A 19681-nucleotide genomic window follows, 5' to 3' on the forward strand; every position below is an offset into this window, starting at 1 on the left:
ATTGAAAGCCGGGTCGTGGGCGGCAGAGGAGATGCCTCGCTTCGCTCGGAATGACAGACGGGTAATGACCGGCTGGCCTACGGTTCCAGCCGGATCCGATAAAACCGGCCGGCGACCCCTTCGACGGCATCCGTGACGGTATTGAGCGGCGGATCCGCAGGGAGGTTGGTGAAGGGCGTATCCGTGAAGCCCTCGAACAGGTTGGTGGAGTGCTGGACGCGGTACCGTTGCCCGGTCGCGCTGGACCAGGACAGGAGGAACGCGCCCGGGGCCGGACCGTGGCGGGGCCCCGAGAGCCCGAGGTAGGAGCCGCCGTCGTTCGGGTTCGTGCCGGCAAGCAACTCGGACTCGTCCGGCATTCCGTCTTCGTCGGTGTCCCAGGCCGCGAGGACGGCCTCGTAGGCGCCCCGGTCCGCGACGAGGTGCAGGATGCGCGGCCGCCCGTCCAGTTCCAGCGCGCCTGCCATCCAGGCCCGGTTCGTCCCGGCGTCGATGCAGGGAGAGGCGTCGCCCAGCCGGAAAGCGCCCGAGGCGGCGTCCGCGAAAGCGGGATTCGACGCCCCGTTGCCGGCGCCGGCGACGGCGGGCCCCGTGGTGCAGTACCGAACGTCCTGGCCGGACCCGAACAGGACGATGTTCGAGCCCGAGGAGGCGCTGTTGGCCCAGGCGATGGAGTTGAGCAGGACTGCGCCGCCGTTGAGGTAGACGCCGCCGGCCTCCGCGCCCGAGTTCCTCGCGAACGTGCAGCTCTCGACGACCGGCGCCCCGGAGTCGGTGTAGGTGTACACGCCTCCGCCGCGCTCGCCGGCGCTGTTGCCGTAGGCCAGGCAGTTCCGGAGTTCGCCGCCGTTGATCAGCGCCGCGCCGCCTCCGCTCTTTTCCGTCGTGTTGCTGTGAAGAATGCAGTTCATCAGCACGCCGCCGCCTTCCAGGCGCGCGCCGCCGCCGCTGTTCCCGCCGCCAGCTCCCCGGCGAATCGTAAAGCCCTCGACCACCGCTTCCGCGTGCGTCACGTAGAGAACGCGCGTCGCGTTGCCGCCGTCCAGGATCGCGCCGGCCGGGCCGTTCGTGCTGCGGAGGGTCAGCGCCTTGGCGATGCTGACCTGCGCGGCCAGCGCATACGTCGCTTCGGTCACCAGCACGGTGGCCCCCGCGGGCGCGTAATCCACCGCGGCCTGGATGCTGGTGGCGGCTGTGCCCCACGTCGTGTACGGCGGCGTATGGCTGCCGGCCGGGGACACGTAGTACGCGGCCGGCGCATCCGCCGCGAACTGCGCGGTCAGCGACACGGGCGCGGCGACGGTCACGGAGATCGAAGTGGACAGCGACCCGCCCGCCGTGATCGCATTCGTGTCGCCGGCCCACTGCGCGAACCGGTACCCGTTGCTGGGCGAGGCCTGCAGCGCCACGACCGCGCCGGGCTCGGCCCAGCCGCCCTCCGGCTCGACCCGGCCACCGCCGCCCGACGTGACGGTCAGCATGTAATTCGTGGTCCAGCGCCAGGTGAGCGCGGCGTCGTTGGTCGCGGTCATCGTCATCCAGTTCGTGCCGCCGGCTTCCGGGCTGTGGCCGGTCATCACCCAGCCCGCGCAGGCGTAGCGCGCGCCGCCCTGGATGTCCGGCGTGGTGACGCTGTTGGTCATGATCTGGCCGGCGGCGACCAGGTGCGCCCCCGACGCCGGAGAGGCGGTCCCGTGGTCGGTCCGGATCGTTAACGTGAAGTTCGTCCCGCTGGACTCGTGGCTGCCGGGCGTGGGCGAGGCGGCGGACCAGCTTGCGGCGTCCGCACCCCACAGGGCGGGGGAGCCGCGCGTCAGCGACGAGCCACCGCCGTCCGCGCCCGCCGGCCACGGCGCGTCGTCGTCGTAGGCGATCACATCTTCGATCAGCATCGGATAGTACGTGGGCTCGCCCGGGGGCGGGTCGTCCGGCCGCATCAGCCGCACGTCCTCCCCGCCGTTGTCCAGCGCGCCCGAGTACGCGCCGGCGAGCGGGACGGACGTCGAGATCCCGTAGACCGCCCGGAAGTCCGCGAGCAGCGCGCTGTTCGAGGGCGCGGCCGGATTGAACGGCAGCACGACCAGGGCCGACTGGGCCCCGATGGCCGTGCCGGTCGGGAACGGGAACGTGACGCCTGTGTCGAGTTGCCAGCGGGTCAGGTCCACGACCTGGGACAGGGGATTGTAGATTTCCACGAACTCCAGGTGGTTGCTGCCGTTAGGCGGGTTGTACATGACCTCGCTGATCAGCAGCGGGCCGACGCGCGGGCCGCTGTTGGCCTCGCCGAGGGTCCGGCTGGCCATCGGGTACAGGCTGCCCGAACCGTTCGGCCAGCGCCCGAACGATTCCCCGTTGGCCGCCGCGCCGAACTCGGGGTGGTCCACGAACCGCTGCAGGTTCCCCGCGGCGTCCGCCTGCATCAGGTAGACGTCGTCCCCGTGCGCACCGTCCAGCGCGAAGTCGTTGGTGTCCACGCCGCCCGACGTGTTGAAGTGGTTGGTTTCGTCGAACGCGATGTACGCGCCCGCGGCCAGCACCGTGCCGTCCGGGATCTGGTACTTCGTGTACCGGTCGCTGGTGTCGGTCAGGTACCACCCGCCGATGTCGATCGCGCTCTCGGTCGTGTTGACCAGCTCGATCGCGTCGCACAGCGGCGGGTCGGTGTGGGTCAGCACCTCGTTGACGACGACCCGGTTGTCCGGCCCGAGCCCCGCCGCGCCCGGCGAGCCTCCGTACTCCGAGCTCGACCGCCAGTTGAACGGATCGTCGTAGCTCGCTGCCGGGTCGAGCACCTCCAGGCTGCTGCCCTTGCCGTCCGCGCGGCCCGGCCAGTCCCCGCTGTCGTCGTACGTGAAGGCCTTGAAGACCTGCCCGGCCGCGTTGAGCAGTTGCAGGGCCTCGCCCCCGTTGCTCAAGTTGCCGCTGTACTGGCCGATGACCTGGATGGCCGCGTTGGTGTAGCGGACGCGGAAGGAGTTGCTGTGCGACGTGATCACGGCGTACTCGCCCGCGCCCAGCGTGAAGGCCGGGAACGTGAACGTGATGCCGGCGGTGAACCGGTAGCCTTCGAGCGCCAGCGGAGTGCTGCCGGCGTTGTGCAATTCGAGGAATTCCAGGTTCTGGTCGTCGGTCACCCCCGCGGCGATCTCCACGGCGGTCCGGGCGTAGGGATTGTAGTTCAGCTCCGTGATGACGAGGGCCGCCGCGGCGTTGGTGACGGTCAGGGTCAGCGCGTAGTTCGTGCCGCCGAAGGGATGGAAGGTTGCTTGGCCCGTGTTGTCCGACGCCCGCAGGATATAGCGCAGCGAGCCGTTGGTCGTGAACGCGGGGAGCGCCGCGGACCACAGGTCCGCGCCCCGGTTCGTCAGCGCCGCCTCGTTGGTCGGCCCGCCGTTGAAAGAGTAAACGAACTGAACTGACGCCACCGCCACGTCGTCCGTCACGCGCGCCGAGACCGTGAAGGCGTCGTTGACGAACGGGGGATCGGGGTCCAAGGCGAAGCCGGAGATGATCGGCCCGATGTTTTGCAGGTCGAGCTGGGCCAGGGCGTTGGTCTGCCGGATGCCGATGAATTCCGTGATGCCGTAGTTGTTGGGCACGCCGGCGTAGGGCTGCGCATAGTCGAAAGAATAGAAAAAATGGTCGTAGGTCCAATAGGGCCAGTCCCCGGCGTACCGGTCGCGCTCGCGGTCCTTCATGTTGCTGACGCCGCCCGAGAGGATCGGCAGGGCCGCGACGAGGTTGGATCGCGTGGCATACAGCGCCGGGTTCAGGCGGGCGTTGGAGTACACGGAATCCAGCATCTGCTTCATGTAGAACGAGTAGCGGTTCCGGAACTCCGGCACGTCCATGATTTTGGCCGCCAGCGGCGCGCCGTTGGGATTGCCGTCGCCCCAGCCATAGGGCGAGCGGGATTCCCAGTCGAGATCAATCCAGTCGATGCCGAAGCTGTTGTCGAAATCGTAGGGGAGGAACTGCCAGCGGCCCGAGAGGGGGTCGTGGAAGAGATGGTAGTTGTTGGCGTTGGCCCAGTAGTTGTCCCAGTTGCCGCAGAGCACGTCGATCGCCATGCGCTTCAGGAAGCCGTCCACGTCGAACGCCTGCATGATCGCGTTGGGAAAGTCGTTGCTGGGCGTCTGGTCGATCAGCGCGATGAACTCCGCGAGGTCATCGTAAGATGAGTCGCCTCCGCCGTCGTGCTTCAGCTCGTAGGTCGTGCCGTCCCCGATATAGGAGCTGCCCGTCGGCCCGCGGTAGGAGAGGTTCGCCGGCCACTGGCGGTAGTTGCACTTGTAAAGGTTGCCCGCGCTGCTGCCGAAGCGCGACTTGACGAACACATCGTCCACCGCCTCGGTATTGTTGCGCAGCGCGTCGAAGAAGGCGCCGCCGGGATAGTAGGCGCCGCGATCCCAGTTCGGACCGTGCACCACGAGGGCCACGTGGTTCGCGTACGACGTCGGCAGGCCGGCCGTGTTGCCGAGGTCGTTCATGAGTTTCGGCCGGGCCGTGGACGGGTCGTTGGCGTCGGAGTTCCAGTACAGGCGCTCCATGCCGAACAGCCTCTGGCCGGGCACGAAGGCGTTGAGCGCGATGTTGAACGAGCGCGGCTGTTTCTCGCGGCTCGTGTTGCCGCGGCAGCGGATGCCGACGTTGCTGACCGTGACGTCGATGTCCCCGTGGCGGACGCGCAGCGTGATGGAGCGATAGGTTTCGTTCCACGGATCGTACATCAGCGTGTCCCAGTCCGACTGCGAGATCGTGATGTCCGCCCGCAGCGCCGAGTCGTCGCAGTAGAGCGGGTGGGGGCCCGGCCGGCAGGTGTTGGCCGCGCCGGGCGTGCGCCGGATCAGGTAGCCTGCGCGGCCCGCCCACAGCGAGGCGTTTGAGCCGGAGGTCTGCCAGCCGTAGGATACGTCCGGGTACTGGGAGGGGAAGGCTGGGGCGTACTGGCTGATCACGTTCGTGCCCGTCGCGTCCACGAGGGCCAGGTACTCGCCGTCCGCGGAGAGCCTGAAGCTCGTGTGCAGGTTCGGGCTCGTCCGGTCCTTCTCCGAGGCGAAGACCACGAGATAGGCCCCCGCCGCCAGATTGGTCGGGGGGAACGCCCACTTGGCCGGCTGGTTTGTATCGTCCGTCAGGGACCAGCCGCCGAGGTCCACGTCCGCCGGTCCGGAATTGTAAATCTCGATCCAGTCCGAGTAATCCCCGTCCTCGTCCAGGAGTGCCGCCTGGTTGTCCGCCATGAACTCGCTGATCCGCACGGCGGCGCGCGCCGGCAGCCGGGCCGCCAGCGTGAAGAGGCAAACGAAGGCGAGCGTAAGGCGCGCGGATAGCGGTTTCATATCGACAACATACGTGCGGGCCCTCGCCGGGTAAAGCCCTTTACCTGCCGTCGCCTCTGTTGTATACGTACGCGTGGGAGTGGTTCATCGTTGCGGACGGGAAAGGGGCTATGGGGTATGAAAAAATACGCAATTCTCGGTGTCACACTGGCCCTGCTTCTCGGGGAACCGGCAGGGGCCACTCTGATCGCCGGGGACATCGCCGTCATTGCCTATCGCTCGGACAATCCCGACGCTTTTGCCTGGGTGGCGCTGACGGATATCGCGGCCGGCACGGTCGTGAATTTCACCGATTCGTCCGTCAGCAATAACCTGTTCCGCTGGACCGAGCATCTGGACGGAGGCGGGCCTCTGACTTGGAGCCACGGCGATAACGTGGCCGCCGGGACGGTCATCAGTTTCCATACCAACACGTCCACGTGGAGCCTGGGAACCCTCGGGGGATCTCTGCTGGGGTTGAGCAACGACGGCGACCAGATCTTCGCGTACACGGGCGTCATCACGGACCTGGGTGGCGGCGATGCGCACCGCGGGGATCCCTCCGGTGCCGTGCTGTTGTACGGCCTAGATTTCGCCAACGGCGGCTGGCTGACCTCCGGGGCCAGCAGTGCGGGGGAGAGCTATGTGCCCGCCGGTATTTCGGGCGTGAGCGCGGTTTACATCGGCAACTTTGACAACGGATACTACAATGGCATCGTTGCAGGGACGCCGGACGCCCTGCGCGCCGCCATAGCGGATTCGGCGAACTGGGTGTTGAGCAATACCGCCCAGGATCCGGCGACTTGGAAGGCGGACGGCGCCACCTTCACCGTTATTCCCGAACCCGGCTCCCTGCCGTTGCTGGGCTTGGCTCTTCTGCTGATCCGCCGCCGTCTGCGGAGACATGCCCAATAAGGGTAAACGGGCCCGTCCAGTCCAGCGTCACCGGCGCGATGCGGCCCAGCCGGTCTCCGTCGCCCTCGAAGAACACGAGCTTGTTTTGCGGCGTGCGGCCGCGCCAGCGGCCGTTCTTCGCCTGCTCTTCCGCCAGGACTTCCACGGTCCGGCCCAGTAACGCGGCGTTTTTCTCCGCCTGGATTTCGGTCTGACGGTCCTCCAGCATTTGCCACCGCCGCTGCTTTTCCCCCGGCGGCACGTCGTCGTTCAGCGTCCGGGCCGCCGCGGTGCCCGGCCGCACGGAGTACTGCGCGATGTGCGCGACGTCCAGCCGCAGTTCGTCGAGCAGCCGGTACGAATCCATGAACTGCGCCTCGGTCTCGCCCGGGAATCCGACGATGATGTCCGTCAGCACGGCGGCGTCGGGGATCGTTTCGCGGATCCGGCCGACCAGCCGCCGGTAGTCGTCCGCCGTGTACCCGCGCTTCATCCGGGCGAGGATTTCGTCGTTGCCCGACTGGAAGGGCACCTCGATGTAAGGACAGACTTTTGGCAGGCGCGCCACGGCGTCGAGAAGCCGGTCGGTCAGCCAGTTGGGGTGGCTGGTCAGGAACCGCACGCGCAGGATCTCGGGGATCGCGCTGATCTGTTCCAGCAGGCCGGCGAGGTCCGGCTTCCCGTCCAGGTCGAGCCCGTACCGGTCCACGATCTGGCCGAGCAGCGTGATTTCCCGCACGCCCTGGTCCGCCAGGCGGCGCGCCTCCCGCAGGATGTCGGCGGGCGGGCGGCTCCGCTCGCGCCCGCGCCGGCCGGGGATGACGCAGAACGTGCAGCCGTGCGAGCAGCCGAGCACGGCGGGCACGTAGGCCGTGACCGCCCGCGCCTGCTGCGAAGCCGGCAGAACGGGCTCGCCGTCCTGCATCGCGTCGCGCTCCGCGCGGCGGGTCTTCCCGTGCGCGGCCTCGACGTGGTCGAGCAGGGGCGCGGCGTCCGACGGCGGGGCGAAGACGTCCACCCACGGGAAGCGCTGCTTCAGCTCGGGCAGTTCGCGGGGCGAAACCATGCAGCCCATGAGCGCGATGACCGTGTCGGGTTTTTTACGCTTGAGCGCCTTGAGCGGGTGGAGCCGACGCACGGCGCGGTCCTCCGCCTGCTGCCGGACCACGCAGGTGTTGAGCACGACGAGAGACGCCTCTTCCGCGTGCCGGGCGGGCGCGTAGCCGAGCGCCTCGAGCTGCGCGGCGACCTTGCGGGAGTCGGCCTCGTTCATCTGGCAGCCGATCGTCCAGATATGGTACGTGCGATCCATTATCGGAAACCACGGATGGCACGGATAACACGGATGGGAACGGGAATCAAACATCCGCGGAAGGCGTTGGTCTTCGCGGTCAAATGTCGAAATGGAGAGCGGCCGCGCGCTCGCTCTGTTCGTCCAGCCGGGCGAGCTCGCGGAGAGAAACGGAATCGAAAACCTCCGACATCGCGGTCTCCGCCCGGCCCCACAGGGTGGTCAGGACATCCCGGGTCGCCTCGGCGGATTTGCGCGGCGTGAACATCGGCCCCTCGAACAGGCGAATGATGTCCCCGGCGGAGATCTTGCCGGCCGGCCGGGCCAGGAGGTAGCCGCCTTCCTTCCCGCGCACCGACCGGGTGAAGCCGTTCTGCTTGAGGGTCAGCAGGATGGATTCCAGGAAACGGACGGGGATGTGCCGCGCCCGCGCGATCTCCGCGATCGTGGCCAGTCCCTTGCCCTCCTTCCGGGCCAGTTCCACCATGGCCCGGAGCGCGTACTGACAGCGATTAGATACCATGTTTTTCATTATACACTAAAACGGTCGATTATCCAGTCAGGCCGAACATGTAAAAAAACGGGGGGCCCGCGCTTGGCGCAGGTCCCCCGGGGTGGACGGACGGCTAGAACTTGTATTGCATCAGCAGGGCGTCGCCCATGCCCTTGTACACGGCACCGTCATAGGGCCCTTCCGAGCGGCCGGCGGTGTACAGCACATTCGCCCTGGCGGCTACGGCCTTGGGCTCGGACTTCCATTCGCTGTTCGCGAAGATATTGTCCCGCCACGAGAGCGCGCCGGCCGTTGTGTAGCTGATCAGGTACATGGACGGATGGCCAGAGAATCCGCCAATGGGAGGGATGTCCTTGGCGCCGATCATGAGGTTGCCGTTCAGCATGCAGATGGACGCGCCTTCGTTGTTCTCCTCGGATCCGAACAGCCGAGTCCACTGCCAGTCGAGGGCGGCGTTGTATTTCTGCGCGAATCCCTTGGTCTTCAGCATGGCGGGATTGTTCTGTCCGTCCCAGTTGAGCCCGCGCATGTAACCGGTGAGGTAGACGTTCTGGGCGCCGTCCAGGGCCAGGTCCGTCGCGATGGCATAGCCGGGGTCGGGCGCCGCGTGCACCACCGAGTCCAGCAGGGCGCCGGCCGGGCTGTACTTGCGGATGAAGACGGACTGGTCGAGCAGGGCGCCGGTCGGGCCCGCCAGCCACGTGTTGCCGGCGCCGTCCGCGACGATGGAGTAAGCCCGGTCGAAGTCCGGCGTGCCCCAGAAGCGTGTCCACTGCCAGGCGCCCGCCGGGTTGTACTTCATCACCACCATGTCCGCGTTGCCTTGGAACGGCTGGCCGTCGAAGGCGGCCTTGGCATCCCCGCCGATGTAGACGTTTCCGGCGTTGTCGCAGGCGATCTTGTTCCCGGCGTCCGCGTCGGCGCTGCCCCGGATGCGCGTCCACTTCCAGTTCCCGTTCGTGTCGTACTTGATCACGAAGATATCGCCGACGACCAGGGCTCCGTCCGGATTATTGTTCGGCTGGCCGTCCAGCTGCTCCTTGGTCATGCCCGTGACGTACACGTTGCCGGCGCCGTCCACGGCGAGGCCCCCGCCGAAGGTCCGGTCACTGCCCTTGGCCTTGGCCCACAGCAGATTCCCGTCGGCGTTGAACTTGCAAACCGCGATGGAGAAGAAGAGATTGACGCCGTCTGTCTTGCCGAGTTGGCACAAGGTGTACACGTTGCCGGCGGCGTCAAGGGCCATGTCCACGAACGTTTCATCGTTCACGCCCCCCGTGAGCTTGGTCCATTTCCACTTCGGATCGAGCGTCACCCAGACCTTGTCCTGGTAGAACTGCTTCGGCCCCTCGACCGTCAGCTTGATGCACCGCTGGTCCACGCGGGCGGCCGCCGGGCCCGCGAGAACGAAGTTCGGGCAGAGATCGCCGTTGGGCTGCGGCACGAGGCTGCTGTTGATCGGGTTCCAGGCCCCCGGGTTCTCGCCGTGGCCCCATTCCAGCCGCCATTTCGTCATCCCCGTGCAAAACGCCTTGCCCTTGAATTGAACGGCGTCGCCCGTCCGGATCCGGAAGTGCCGGTCCAGCGGCGTGCGGATGCGCGCGGCGCCGAATCCGTTGTACTTGACGAGGTTGTTGAGATTGATGCGCCCGTAACCCGTCCGGTAGGACCACGGCCCGCCGTCGGCGCCCTCGGCCGAGGCGCGCAGCAGGGACCGCACCACGTCCACCTCGTAATTCGGGTGCAGCCCGAGGATCAGCGCGGCGGCCCCGGACACGTACGGCGCGGAGGCGGACGTGCCCGCCATGCGGCAGTACTGGCCGCCGATCACGAAGGCGTTCAGGTCGGGCGAATGGACCGCCGAGAGCAGGGAGAGAATATTTTCGGGATTCCAGGGGTCCGGGTCGCCGCCGGGGGCGCAGACGTCCAGCCAGTAGCCCTTGTTGCTGAACTCGCAATGCAGGTCCGCCGGGTCGCTGGCGGCCACGCAGAGCGCGTCCACCTCGCTGCCCGGCGTGTGGTACTTGTCGCACGAATCGTTGCCGGCGGAGCAGACGGCCACCACCTTTTTCTGGTAGGCGACCGCCAGGGCCGAGGTGATGACCTTCAGCTTCTTGTAGTCCCCGACGCTCAAGTTGATTACGCGGGCGTTTTTGTCCACGGCGTAGACGATCGCGGCCGCGGCATCGCTGATCAGGCCCGCGCCCTCCGCGTCGGTGATCGTCAGCGGCAGGATCTTCGCCTGGGGCGCCACGCCGACGATACCGATCGCGTTGTTGCCCCGGGCGGCGATGATCCCCGCGCAGAAGGTCCCGTGCCCGTGGACGTCCATCGTGTCGTTGTTGCCCGCCCGGAAGTTCCAGCCATGGACGTCGTCCACGAACCCGTTGCCGTCGTCGTCCACGTTGTTGCCCGCGATCTCCGCCGCGTTCTGCCAGACCTGCCCGTTCAGTTCCGCGTGGTTGCGGTCCACGCCGGAATCCACGACCGCGACGAGGATGCCCGCGCCGAAGCCCAGGTTCCACGCCAGTTCGGCGTCCAGCTTGTCGCGCTTGAGCGCCCACAGGTCGTCGTAGAGCTGGCCCCAGGTTCCGGCGCTATGGAAGTAGAAGTCGTTGGGGAGCCACTCCGTACGGCACCAGGCGTCGGGCTCGACGGAGAGCACCCCGGCCGTGGCCTCCAGTTTTTCGACGTTCATGGAGGCCGCCGGGTTGGCCAGGCGGATGACGAACGTGTCGTACAGCGCTGCCCGTTCCGGGCTCGAGGCGCGGTCGGCCTTGGGATTGCGGAACGGCGCGCGCAGGCCCGTCGCGCGGATGGCCGCCAGGGCGTTGAGGAACGCCTGTTGTCCCGACCAGGCGGGCCGCGACAGGAGCGCTTTCACCCGTTCGTCAAACTCGGCGGGCGACAGCGCAGGAGTGATCATATCCTGGGCCGCCAGGGCGGCCAGGGCCGGGGACAGCTGAACGATGATACTGGGCGGCGGCTGATCCGTTCTCGGTTTATCGGCCTGCGCCGGGGGCGCGGCGAGCGGGCTACAGCACGAAACGAGCACAAGGATCTTCCAGCATGTTTTTGCGGTCATCATGGGTCCTCCGTTACCTTGTTTCCTTGGCGGCGTGTGGCTTAAACATTTGAGCTGCACTGCTGCATACTCAAGAATCCAAGTCGCGTAAGGGGAAGCTTTCTTCCTGCTGGGTGGAAAAAAAGCCGGGCCGGGTCAAGCCGGCACGACCACGCGCCGGGAGCCGGGCAGCGTAATCACTTCGAGGGCATGATGATAGGCCGTGGAAAGGACGCCCGCTGTGAGGACCTGTTCTGGCGTCCCGTCGGACGCGATGCGGCCCTGGTCGAGGAGGACCAGCCGGCGGCAGAACGCGGCGGCGAGGTTGAGATCGTGCGAGGAGAAAATCACGGTCGTGCCCCGCTCGCGGTTCAGCGCGCGGACCAGGTCCAGGAGCCGCCACGCGTGCGGGATGTCCAGGTGCGCGGTCGGCTCGTCGAGCAGCAGGATCTGCGGCTCCTGCGCCAGGGCGAGGGCCACGAGCGCCCGCTGCCGCTCGCCCGCGCTCAATTCGTCCACGAGTTGCTCGTCCATGCCGTCCAGGTCCGCCTGCCGGAGCGCCGCGCGGATGGCCTCGCGATCGCCGGCGGCGAGACGGCTCCACGCGGCCCCGTAGGGACGCCGGCCGAGCGCGACGAAGTCGTGGACGGTGAAGGCCACGGGGAGGTTCAGCGACTGCGGCACGAAAGCCAGCCGCCGCGCCAGGCTTCGCTTGTCCAGCCGGGACAGGTCGGACTCGCCGAGCCGCAGGTCGCCGCGCATCGCGGGGAGCTCGCCGCTCAACACCCGAAGCAACGTGGTCTTGCCCGCGCCGTTCGGGCCGATGAGCCCGACGAGTTCGCCGGGCGCCACCGACAGGGAAACGTCATGGAGGATTTCCTTCTCGCCGTATCCGGCGGCCAGGGCGCGCGCTTCGAGCTGGAGGGGCGTTATCACGACGAACAAACCGTCAGGTAGGGGCGTCGCGTGCGACGCCCGCGGGCGCCGGCCAGCGGCGCCCCTGCATCGCGTGGTGCAGGCGTCATCTCCACATCTCCTTCTGCTTCCGCCGCAGCAGCAACAGGAAAAACGGCGCGCCGACCAGGGAGGTGATCACCCCGATGGGAACCTCGACGGGATAGAACAACGTTCGCCCAAGCCCGTCGGCGACGACCAGGAACGCCGCGCCGAGCAGGGCCGAGGCGGGGACGAGGCGACGGTGATTGGGTCCGACCAGCGACCGCGCCGCGTGCGGCGCCGTGAGGCCGACGAAGCCGATCAGTCCGCTGACGCACACGGAGGCGGCCGTCAGCAGGGCGGCCAGGGCCAGGAAGACCTTTTTCGCCCGCTCGGCGTTCAACCCCACGTGGCCCGCCATCTCCTCGCCGAGCAACAGGACGTCCAGGTCCCGCGCCAGCAGGATGGCGACACCGAGGGCGGGCAGGATGAGCGCGGCGGACATCACGACCAGCCGCGCATCGAAGACCTGCAAGTCGCCCAGCAGCCACCATAGAACGGCGTGCAGGCCCTCGACGCTCGCCTGCGAAACGAGGAACATCAGGAGGCTTCCGCACAACGAGCCCCAGACCACGCCGGCGAGGATGAGGGTGTGCGGGCCCGTGACCCGTCCCGCCGAGGCCAGCCGCCAGACCACGACCAGGCTGACCAACCCGCCGCCGAAGCCGGCCGCCGGCAGCAACAGGCTGCTGAACGCGAGCCCGCCGAGCAGGATTCCCAGTGCGGTGGTGAGGCCGGAGCCCGCGGAGAGCCCCAGCACGTACGGCTCCGCGAGCGGATTTCGCAGGAGCGCCTGCAGGATCACGCCCGACACCGAGAGTGCCGCGCCCGTGATGGCCCCCAGCGCCACCCGCCAGAGCCGCGCCTCCAGGATGCCCCGCCGCGCCGGCTCGAAGAGGCTGGCCGGGTCGCTCCATCCATGGCCCAGAAAGATGCCCGCCGCCACCAGCAACGGACAGGCGGTCAGGAGAATCAGATAATGGCTTTGTCTTTTCATCCGTCCCAGAAATTCCCGCAGATCACGCGGATAACGCAGATAGGCCCTCTGCGAAAATCTGCGTCATCTGCGGGCCTCTTCCATGAGCCATTCCGCCAGGGCCTCCGCGCCGTCGAGCATACGCGGGCCCGGCCGCAGGAGCCAGTCCGGGTTGATGCCGGCGCACACGCGGCCCTCGCGGACGGCCCGGAGCCGGTTCCAGCCCGGCCGTTGCGCCAGCCGTTCCGCCGCCGCGTTCGTGGTCATGTAGGCGAGCACGATGACGTCCGGATCCTGCTTCAGGATCCATTCCGAGTTCGCGTTCGCGTACGACCGTTCCAGCGCCGCGCCGATATTCCTTCCTCCCGCCAGCGCGACCAGGTCATTCGCGAAGGACTCGCGGCCCGCGGTCATCGGCGGGTCGCTCCAGATTTCGAGGTATACGCGGGGCCTTTCTTTACCCGCCCAAAACGTGTTTACGCGCTGCTCGATCTCCGCACGGCGCGCCGCCATGGTTTCCGCCCATCGGATCCCTGCCTCCGGGTTCCCGAGTTCGCGGGCGATCGCCCGGCCCGCCTCCAGCAGGTCCGTCCAGTTCTCGCACGGCAGGACCAGCGCCCTGATACCTAGACCCTCTAGGTATCCACGGAGGCCCGGCTTTTCGAGGTCGGTGGCCAGCACCAGATCGGGGTGCGCGGCCAGCAGGGCCTCCTGGTTCGGCCGGCCGAAATCGCCCAGCACGGGAAGCGCCCGGGCTTCCGGCGGATAGTCGCAGGCCGAGGAGCGCCCGACGAGGTGATCGCCGAGCCCGAGCGCGAAGACCAGTTCCGTCAGGCTGGGCGCCAGGCTGACCGCCTTGGTCACCGGTGATCCCTCCGCCATGGCCTGACTACGCGTTAGCAGAAAAAGGAGGGCGAAGCAGGTCGCGCGCATGGGAGGTCACCCGTGCCGCGGGGCCTGGAGGAGTTCGTGGGGCCAGAGGCCGAGCTGGGTGAGGACGTTCTTGTGGGTCTCGTTCTCGCGGGCGAGGGCCATGACCGGCGCGGCGAAGTCGCGTTCGACGCGCTCCAGGTCCACCTTGAGCTCGGGCCGGTTCCCGGCGGCCGGGGCCAGCATGCGGCCGGTGGAGCGCAGGACAAACCACAGCAGGTGCAGGACGGCGTAGAGGTGCGCCCGGTGGTCGGCCGGGTCGTCCGGGCCGTCGGCCGTGCCGCGGGGCCCGCCGGGCGCGAACGTGACGGGCCGCGTGTAGAACCGCGCCTGCGTCTGGAGGAAATCGTCGCCGAGCCGGGCAAGGACGAGCCGGATCGAATCGCCGCCCTGCAGGTTCTGGGGCTTGAGCGCGTCGCCGGAGTAGGCGTCCTGGTAGTCCTTGCGCGCGCTTTTCCCCGAGTTGCGGGAGAGCCAGACCACGGCGTTCTGCGGATCGTCCAGCCACTTGCCGATGATCAGCGGGGCCTCGACGAACGGCCGGAGGGACGCCCAGGCGCGGGCGGACTGGTACTCGGTGAGCGCTTCGAACGCGTTCCGCGCCTGCCGCTGCATGACCTGGAGGAAGGGGGCGGGCGTGATCGCGTCGCGGCCCTTGGCGGAGGGCAGCGGCCCGACCAGGGAGGCCCAGCGGGGGAAGAGCCTGTCCAGCGCGTCGAAGGACTCGAGTTCCGCCCGGAACTGGAGCAGGAAGATTTCGCGCTGCTGGTTCAGCGCGGCGCGGTAGCGGAGGAGATCGAAACTGTGGTTCACGGCATGCCCCTGTCCTGTTGATGATTCCGCATCCTAGCGGCCGGCGCGGATTTGTTCGACTCTTTTGTTGACCTTTCGCTCGGAACGGCGAATATTTCCCCCCGTTTGTTCATCGAGGAATAACTATGAATCTGCGGAAAGTGATGTCCCCGGCCACGATCTCCGTGGCGCTGAAGAGCGACACGAAGGAGGGGATCATCGGGGAACTGATGGACCTGCTCATGGCGGCGGGAAAGATCCGGGACCTGAAGGCCCGGAAGGATGCCCTGGCCGTCGTGCTGGAGCGCGAGAAGAAAATGTCCACCGGCATGCAGAACGGCATCGCCATCCCCCACGGGAAGACGGACACGGTGGACTCGCTGGTCGCCGCCATCGGCTTGAAGAAGGAGGGCGTGGATTTCCAGGCCCTGGACGGGCAGCCCTCCCGGATTTTCATCATGACCCTGTCCCCCGACACGCGGACCGGTCCGCACATCCAGTTCCTCGCCGAGATCAGCCGCCAGTTGAGCGACGCCGGCACCCGGGAGCGCGTTCTGAAGGCCGCCACGCCGGAAGAAGTGCTTGACCTGCTCTCGGGCTGAAGGCGGCCATGATGCCGCTCCTCCCAGCCCTGGCCACGATCACCGCGGAGGCCGATCCCGGCGCCGGCATGGAAGGCGCCATGATGCGCCTGGTGCTGCAGTTGGCGGTGATCCTGATCGCCGCGCAGATCGTCGGCCTCTTCTTCCGGCGGGTGCTCCGGCTGCCGGGCGTTCTCGGCGAGCTGATCGCGGGCATGCTGATCGGGCCCTACGCGCTGGGCCAGCTGCCGATCCCCGGGTTCGGCCCGCTCTTTCCCGCCGCCGACACGCCGGTGGCTGTTTCGGTGCCCCTGTACGGCCTCGCGACCATTGCTTCGATCCTGCTGCTTTTCCTGTCCGGGCTGGAGACGGACCTCGCGCTGTTTCTCCGGTATTCGGTGGTGGGCACCGCGGTGGGGATCGGGGGCGTGGTCTTCTCCTTCGTCCTCGGCGCCCAGTGCGGCATCTGGTTCGGCCTGGCGAATTCCTTCATGGACCCGGTGGCCCTGTTCCTCGGCGCCATTTCCACGGCCACGTCGGTCGGGATCACGGCCCGTATCCTCTCGGAGAAAAAGAAAACCGACTCGCCGGAGGGCGTCACCATCCTCGCCGGCGCGGTGTTCGACGACGTGCTGGGCGTGGTGATGCTGGCCATCGTGGTGGGCCTGTCCAAGCTGACGGACCCGGGCGACAAGGCGCCCTGGGGCGACATCGCCCGGATCGCGGTGCACGCCATCGGCTACTGGCTCGGCTTCACGGCCATCGGCCTGCTCTCGGCCCGGCTGATCTCGCGCGTGCTCAAGAAGCTGCATTCGATGTCGAGCATTGTCTCGATCGCCTTCGGCCTGGCGCTGCTCTTCGCGGGCCTGCTGGAAATGGCGGGCCTGGCCATGATCATCGGCGCCTACGTCACGGGCCTGTCCCTGTCGCGCACGGACCTCGCCCACGGCATCCAGGAGCACCTCCGCGGCATGTACGAGGTGCTCGTCCCGGTGTTCTTCTGCGTGATGGGCATGCTGGTGGACTTCTCCGTGATGCGCGGGGTGCTGGTCTTCGGCCTCGTGTACGCGGCCCTCGCGATGGTGGCCAAGCTGGTGGGGTGCGGGCTGCCGGCGTGGCTGCTGTCCTTCAATCTCCGCGGCGCGACGCGCATCGGCATCGGCATGATCCCGCGCGGCGAGGTCGCCCTCGTCATCGCCGGGCTCGGGCTCTCGGCCCACGTGATCAACACCGAGGTCTTCGGCGCGGCGATCCTGATGACCATGCTGACCACGCTCATCGCCCCGCCGCTCTTGAGCGAGTCGTTCGCGGGCGGGTCGGGGCTCAAGGCCCGCATCCGCGCCGGGCAGGACGACACCATCCACACCGTGCCGCTGGAACTCCCGTCGGACGACCTGGCCGAGTTCGTGCTGTCGCGCCTCGTCCGCGGATTCCGGGCCGAGGAGTTCTTCGTCTACCGCCTGGGCGGCGAGATCCAGGCCTACCAGATCCGCAAGGACGACATGCACTTCACCCTGTCCCTGGAGGCCCACCGCGTGCTGCTGACCGCCCCGGCGCGGCATGAGCACGTCGCCCGCTTCATCGTGCTGGAGGAGATCCTGGAATTGCAGGACATGGCCCAGGCCTTCCAGAAACTGCAGGACATCGACACGATGAAAAGCAGCCTCCTCGAAGGCCTGTTCGACGGGGGAAGCTGACTTGGATACCCCGCCGACCCGGCACCGCCGGGGCGCGGATCACCCGTCGCCGATGCCGCCGGACCAGTCCTCGCCCGAGAAGGCCTCTTCCATCTGGACCTGGGTGTCGCGGCGGTACCACCGCTTGTACAGCTTGCCGATCCAGTAGAAGACCAGCAGGGGCAGGGCCACGACGGCCAGCAGGTAGTTCGTCAGCGAGACGAGGTAGTAGGCCGAGTCGCCGAATCCGCCGATCATCCCTTTCGCCCAGGGCATGGTGAAGACGGGCGTCGGCGCGAACACGTTGAGGTTCCACAGGATGATCGCGACCGAGATGTAGTTGACCATCTGGTTCGGGAACGGCGAGGCGGACGTGCACCACCGCAGGCCCATCGTCCGCTGCTTCGTGAACGGCGGGAACAGGTTCGAGCCGAGGTGCCCCGTCTGGTCCACCAGCACGTGGCTCCAGAAGGCGAGGATGGCGATCCAGAACGCCGTCACGGCGAAGCGGTTGGTGAAGAACGCCGGGAGGTCGCCGCGGAACAGGGCCGGCCAGTCCGCGAAGAGCGCGAACCCGATCGGGCCCATCAGCAGGCCGAGGGTCAGGCTATGCGTCCATCGGCGGTGCCACGGGATGAAATCCACGCGCACGCGCCCGTCCTTCTCCGGCACGAACTCGTAGTCGGGCCCGGAGAACACGCCGATCTCCGTGTCCATGTAATAGGTGTTGTTGATCTCGCTCTGGAACGAGGCGACGTGGCTGGTCGGGCCGGGCGGGATCGTGTCGGGCAGGCACGGCAGGTCCCGGGCCAGCGACTCCATGAAGGCCGCGGGGCCGTCCTCCTCGATCTTGCGCCGGCGCGTTGCCTCGCTGGGCAGGCGCTCGCCGCGGGCCATGGACTGGCTCATGGTCTTCAGCGGGCCGATGGTGCAGGTGACCGTCCTGTTCCGGTCGTCGATCTGGACGGCGTAGGCGCGGTAGTGGCTCGGGCCCACGCGGATCGTGTCGAGTTTCAGGCGGATGGGCCGCTTCTTCTCCGCGGCCTCGTCGATCGCCCGGGCGATGGCCTCGGCGGGGAGGCGCGGGTCCAGGTGGTCTTCGGAAAGCCGGATCTGGTGATCGATTTTCCAGAAATAGCGCGCGAACTTGAAATCCAGCGTGTCGCAGAGGATGCCGCAGACCCCGCCGAGCACCATGAGGTAGGCCTTGTCCTCGTACGCGGTGCGGATGGCGAGCGGGAAGCAGGAGGCCGCCGCCACCCCCGTCAGGAAATGCGTGATGCCTTTCATCGCCCTCGCTCCTCGTTCACCGGAACCCGAGCCATTGCGCGACGCGGTGGCCGACGCCGGCCATGTTGAGGCTCACCGGGACCATCAGCACCGCCAGCAGCGGCACGCGCCGCGTGTGCCAGAAATTGGGGACGAGCCCGAGCGCCGTGGAGACCGCCATCAGCACGAGCCCGCGCCAGCCCGTCACGAACCCGACCATGGCCACCAGCAGCAGCGCCGAGAAGCCCGAGATCCAGTGATAGTCCACGCGCCCGGTCGTCCGGGCGCAGAAGCGCGCGAAGCGCGGCAGCAGCCACAGGGTCGCCGCGCCGCTGACGGCGATCACGCCAGACACGGCCAGGTACTGCTCCACCGTCTCGGGCACGAAGAAGAGGCTGATGTTGATCGCCGCGCCGCCGCGGCGCATGTAGACGTCCGGCATGAAGAACAGCACCAGCGCGCCGATGTAGTAGAGGACGCGCGCCGCCCCGCCGCCGACGAGGAACTGCTTGTCGCCGGACGAGCAGGTCGCGTGGGCGCCGATCAGCAGGGCCGGGCCGGGCGTCAGGCCGGGCGTCAGGCTGGAGAAGAGGCCGGCGACCGTGCCGGTCAGCGCGCCGCGCGCCAGGTCGTGCGGCTCCGCGTCCACGCTGCGCGCGAAGTGCTGGGGCGGGATCCGGGTCCGCGTGATGACGGTCATGATCTGGCTCGGCAGCGCGAACAGGCCCATGAACACGGGCATCAGCGACTGGAACGCGCTCTCGACCGGGATGATCGTGTTGTAGAAGACGAACATCCCCAGCACGGCGGCCGCGACGAAGGTGAAGAAGCCCATGCCGAGCTGGACCCAGCCGTCCGCCAGGCGCTGCCGCACGGTCTGGCCCACGCCGTGGTCCTTGGGCCATTCGCCGATCAGGATGAACGCGCAGACCAGGCCGAGGATCCAGTAGACGTGCGGCCGGATCAGCTCGCGCACCAGCCCGATCGGCTTGGTCAGGAACGGGAAGAGCCCGGCGATCAGCACCAGGGCCGCCAGCGCGCCGAAGCCGCTCAAGATCACTGCCTCGTACCCGCGTCCCTCGTAGAGGAAGCGCTCGTGCGGCATGATCATCGAGCGGAAGCTGTCGTCGCACGGCTGGAAGAACTGGCTCGAGACCGTGAAGAGCACCGAGAACCCGACCACCATGCCCAGGATGAAACTCGTCGTCAGCATCGGGTCCAGGGCGTCGAAGAACTCGACGAACGCGAAGGCCAGCATCATCGTGAAGGCGATCACGTTGTAGATGTGCAGGCCGGGAATGAACGAAAAGACCGCGGCCACGGCCACGCCGAGGAGCGCCGTCGGGATGCACAGCAGGAGCGTGTTGAGTTCCATCG

13 protein-coding genes are annotated in these 19681 nt (G+C 67.8%); 3 read left to right on the top strand and 10 right to left on the bottom strand.

Annotation, left to right across the window (positions count from 1 at the left end; genetic code table 11):
- Nucleotides 1-77: 77 nt before the first annotated feature.
- Nucleotides 78-5342, bottom strand: a complete 5265-nt coding sequence (locus KA248_04650; protein MBP7829188.1) for a lamin tail domain-containing protein — start codon at nt 5340-5342, stop codon at nt 78-80.
- Between the two features lie 117 nt (nt 5343-5459).
- Between KA248_04650 and KA248_04655 the strand changes: the two genes are divergently transcribed.
- The gene (locus KA248_04655; protein ID MBP7829189.1) at nt 5460-6236 is read left to right on the top strand and encodes a hypothetical protein; all 777 of its coding nucleotides are present in this window, start codon (nt 5460-5462) and stop codon (nt 6234-6236) included.
- Here the strand turns inward: KA248_04655 and miaB are convergent.
- From miaB to KA248_04690, 7 genes are all read right to left on the bottom strand, one after another.
- Nucleotides 6154-7527, bottom strand: coding sequence for a tRNA (N6-isopentenyl adenosine(37)-C2)-methylthiotransferase MiaB (gene miaB / locus KA248_04660; protein ID MBP7829190.1), 1374 nt, complete (start codon nt 7525-7527; stop codon nt 6154-6156). The genes KA248_04655 and miaB overlap by 83 nt on opposite strands.
- A gap of 79 nt (nt 7528-7606) precedes the next feature.
- Complete coding sequence (locus KA248_04665; protein ID MBP7829191.1) at nt 7607-8029, bottom strand: Rrf2 family transcriptional regulator; 423 nt, start codon at nt 8027-8029, stop codon at nt 7607-7609.
- 103 nt (nt 8030-8132) lie between these two features.
- Entirely contained in the window at nt 8133-11108 is a 2976-nt protein-coding gene (locus KA248_04670; GenBank protein ID MBP7829192.1) for a S8 family serine peptidase, read from the bottom strand.
- A gap of 132 nt (nt 11109-11240) precedes the next feature.
- The gene (locus KA248_04675; protein MBP7829193.1) at nt 11241-12020 is read right to left on the bottom strand and encodes an ABC transporter ATP-binding protein; all 780 of its coding nucleotides are present in this window, start codon (nt 12018-12020) and stop codon (nt 11241-11243) included.
- Nucleotides 12021-12105: 85 nt separating this feature from the next.
- On the bottom strand, nt 12106-13077 hold the full coding sequence (locus KA248_04680; protein ID MBP7829194.1) for an iron ABC transporter permease: 972 nt from the start codon (nt 13075-13077) through the stop codon (nt 12106-12108).
- Between the two features lie 63 nt (nt 13078-13140).
- The gene (locus tag KA248_04685; GenBank protein MBP7829195.1) at nt 13141-13938 is read right to left on the bottom strand and encodes a cobalamin-binding protein; all 798 of its coding nucleotides are present in this window, start codon (nt 13936-13938) and stop codon (nt 13141-13143) included.
- Nucleotides 13939-13995: 57 nt separating this feature from the next.
- The gene (locus KA248_04690) at nt 13996-14799 is read right to left on the bottom strand and encodes a hypothetical protein (GenBank protein ID MBP7829196.1); all 804 of its coding nucleotides are present in this window, start codon (nt 14797-14799) and stop codon (nt 13996-13998) included.
- A 125-nt stretch (nt 14800-14924) separates the two neighbouring features.
- Here KA248_04690 and KA248_04695 point away from each other — a divergent pair, with 125 nt between their 5' ends.
- Together KA248_04695 and KA248_04700 are read left to right on the top strand one after the other, a co-directional pair.
- Nucleotides 14925-15380: a PTS sugar transporter subunit IIA gene (locus KA248_04695; protein MBP7829197.1), complete on the top strand. Its 456-nt coding sequence runs from the start codon at nt 14925-14927 to the stop codon at nt 15378-15380.
- Nucleotides 15381-15388: 8 nt separating this feature from the next.
- A complete protein-coding gene (locus KA248_04700; protein MBP7829198.1) occupies nt 15389-17056 on the top strand; it encodes a cation:proton antiporter in 1668 nt (555 codons plus the stop codon).
- Between the two features lie 39 nt (nt 17057-17095).
- On the opposite strand, the gene KA248_04705 is transcribed toward KA248_04700, so the two are convergent.
- The gene (locus KA248_04705; protein MBP7829199.1) at nt 17096-18325 is read right to left on the bottom strand and encodes a metal-dependent hydrolase; all 1230 of its coding nucleotides are present in this window, start codon (nt 18323-18325) and stop codon (nt 17096-17098) included.
- Between the two features lie 16 nt (nt 18326-18341).
- Complete coding sequence (locus tag KA248_04710; protein ID MBP7829200.1) at nt 18342-19679, bottom strand: tripartite tricarboxylate transporter permease; 1338 nt, start codon at nt 19677-19679, stop codon at nt 18342-18344.
- Between the last annotated feature and the right edge of the window lie 2 nt (nt 19680-19681).

Source organism: Kiritimatiellia bacterium (assembly GCA_018001225.1).
GTDB lineage: Bacteria > Verrucomicrobiota > Kiritimatiellia > CAIQIC01 > JAGNIJ01 > JAGNIJ01.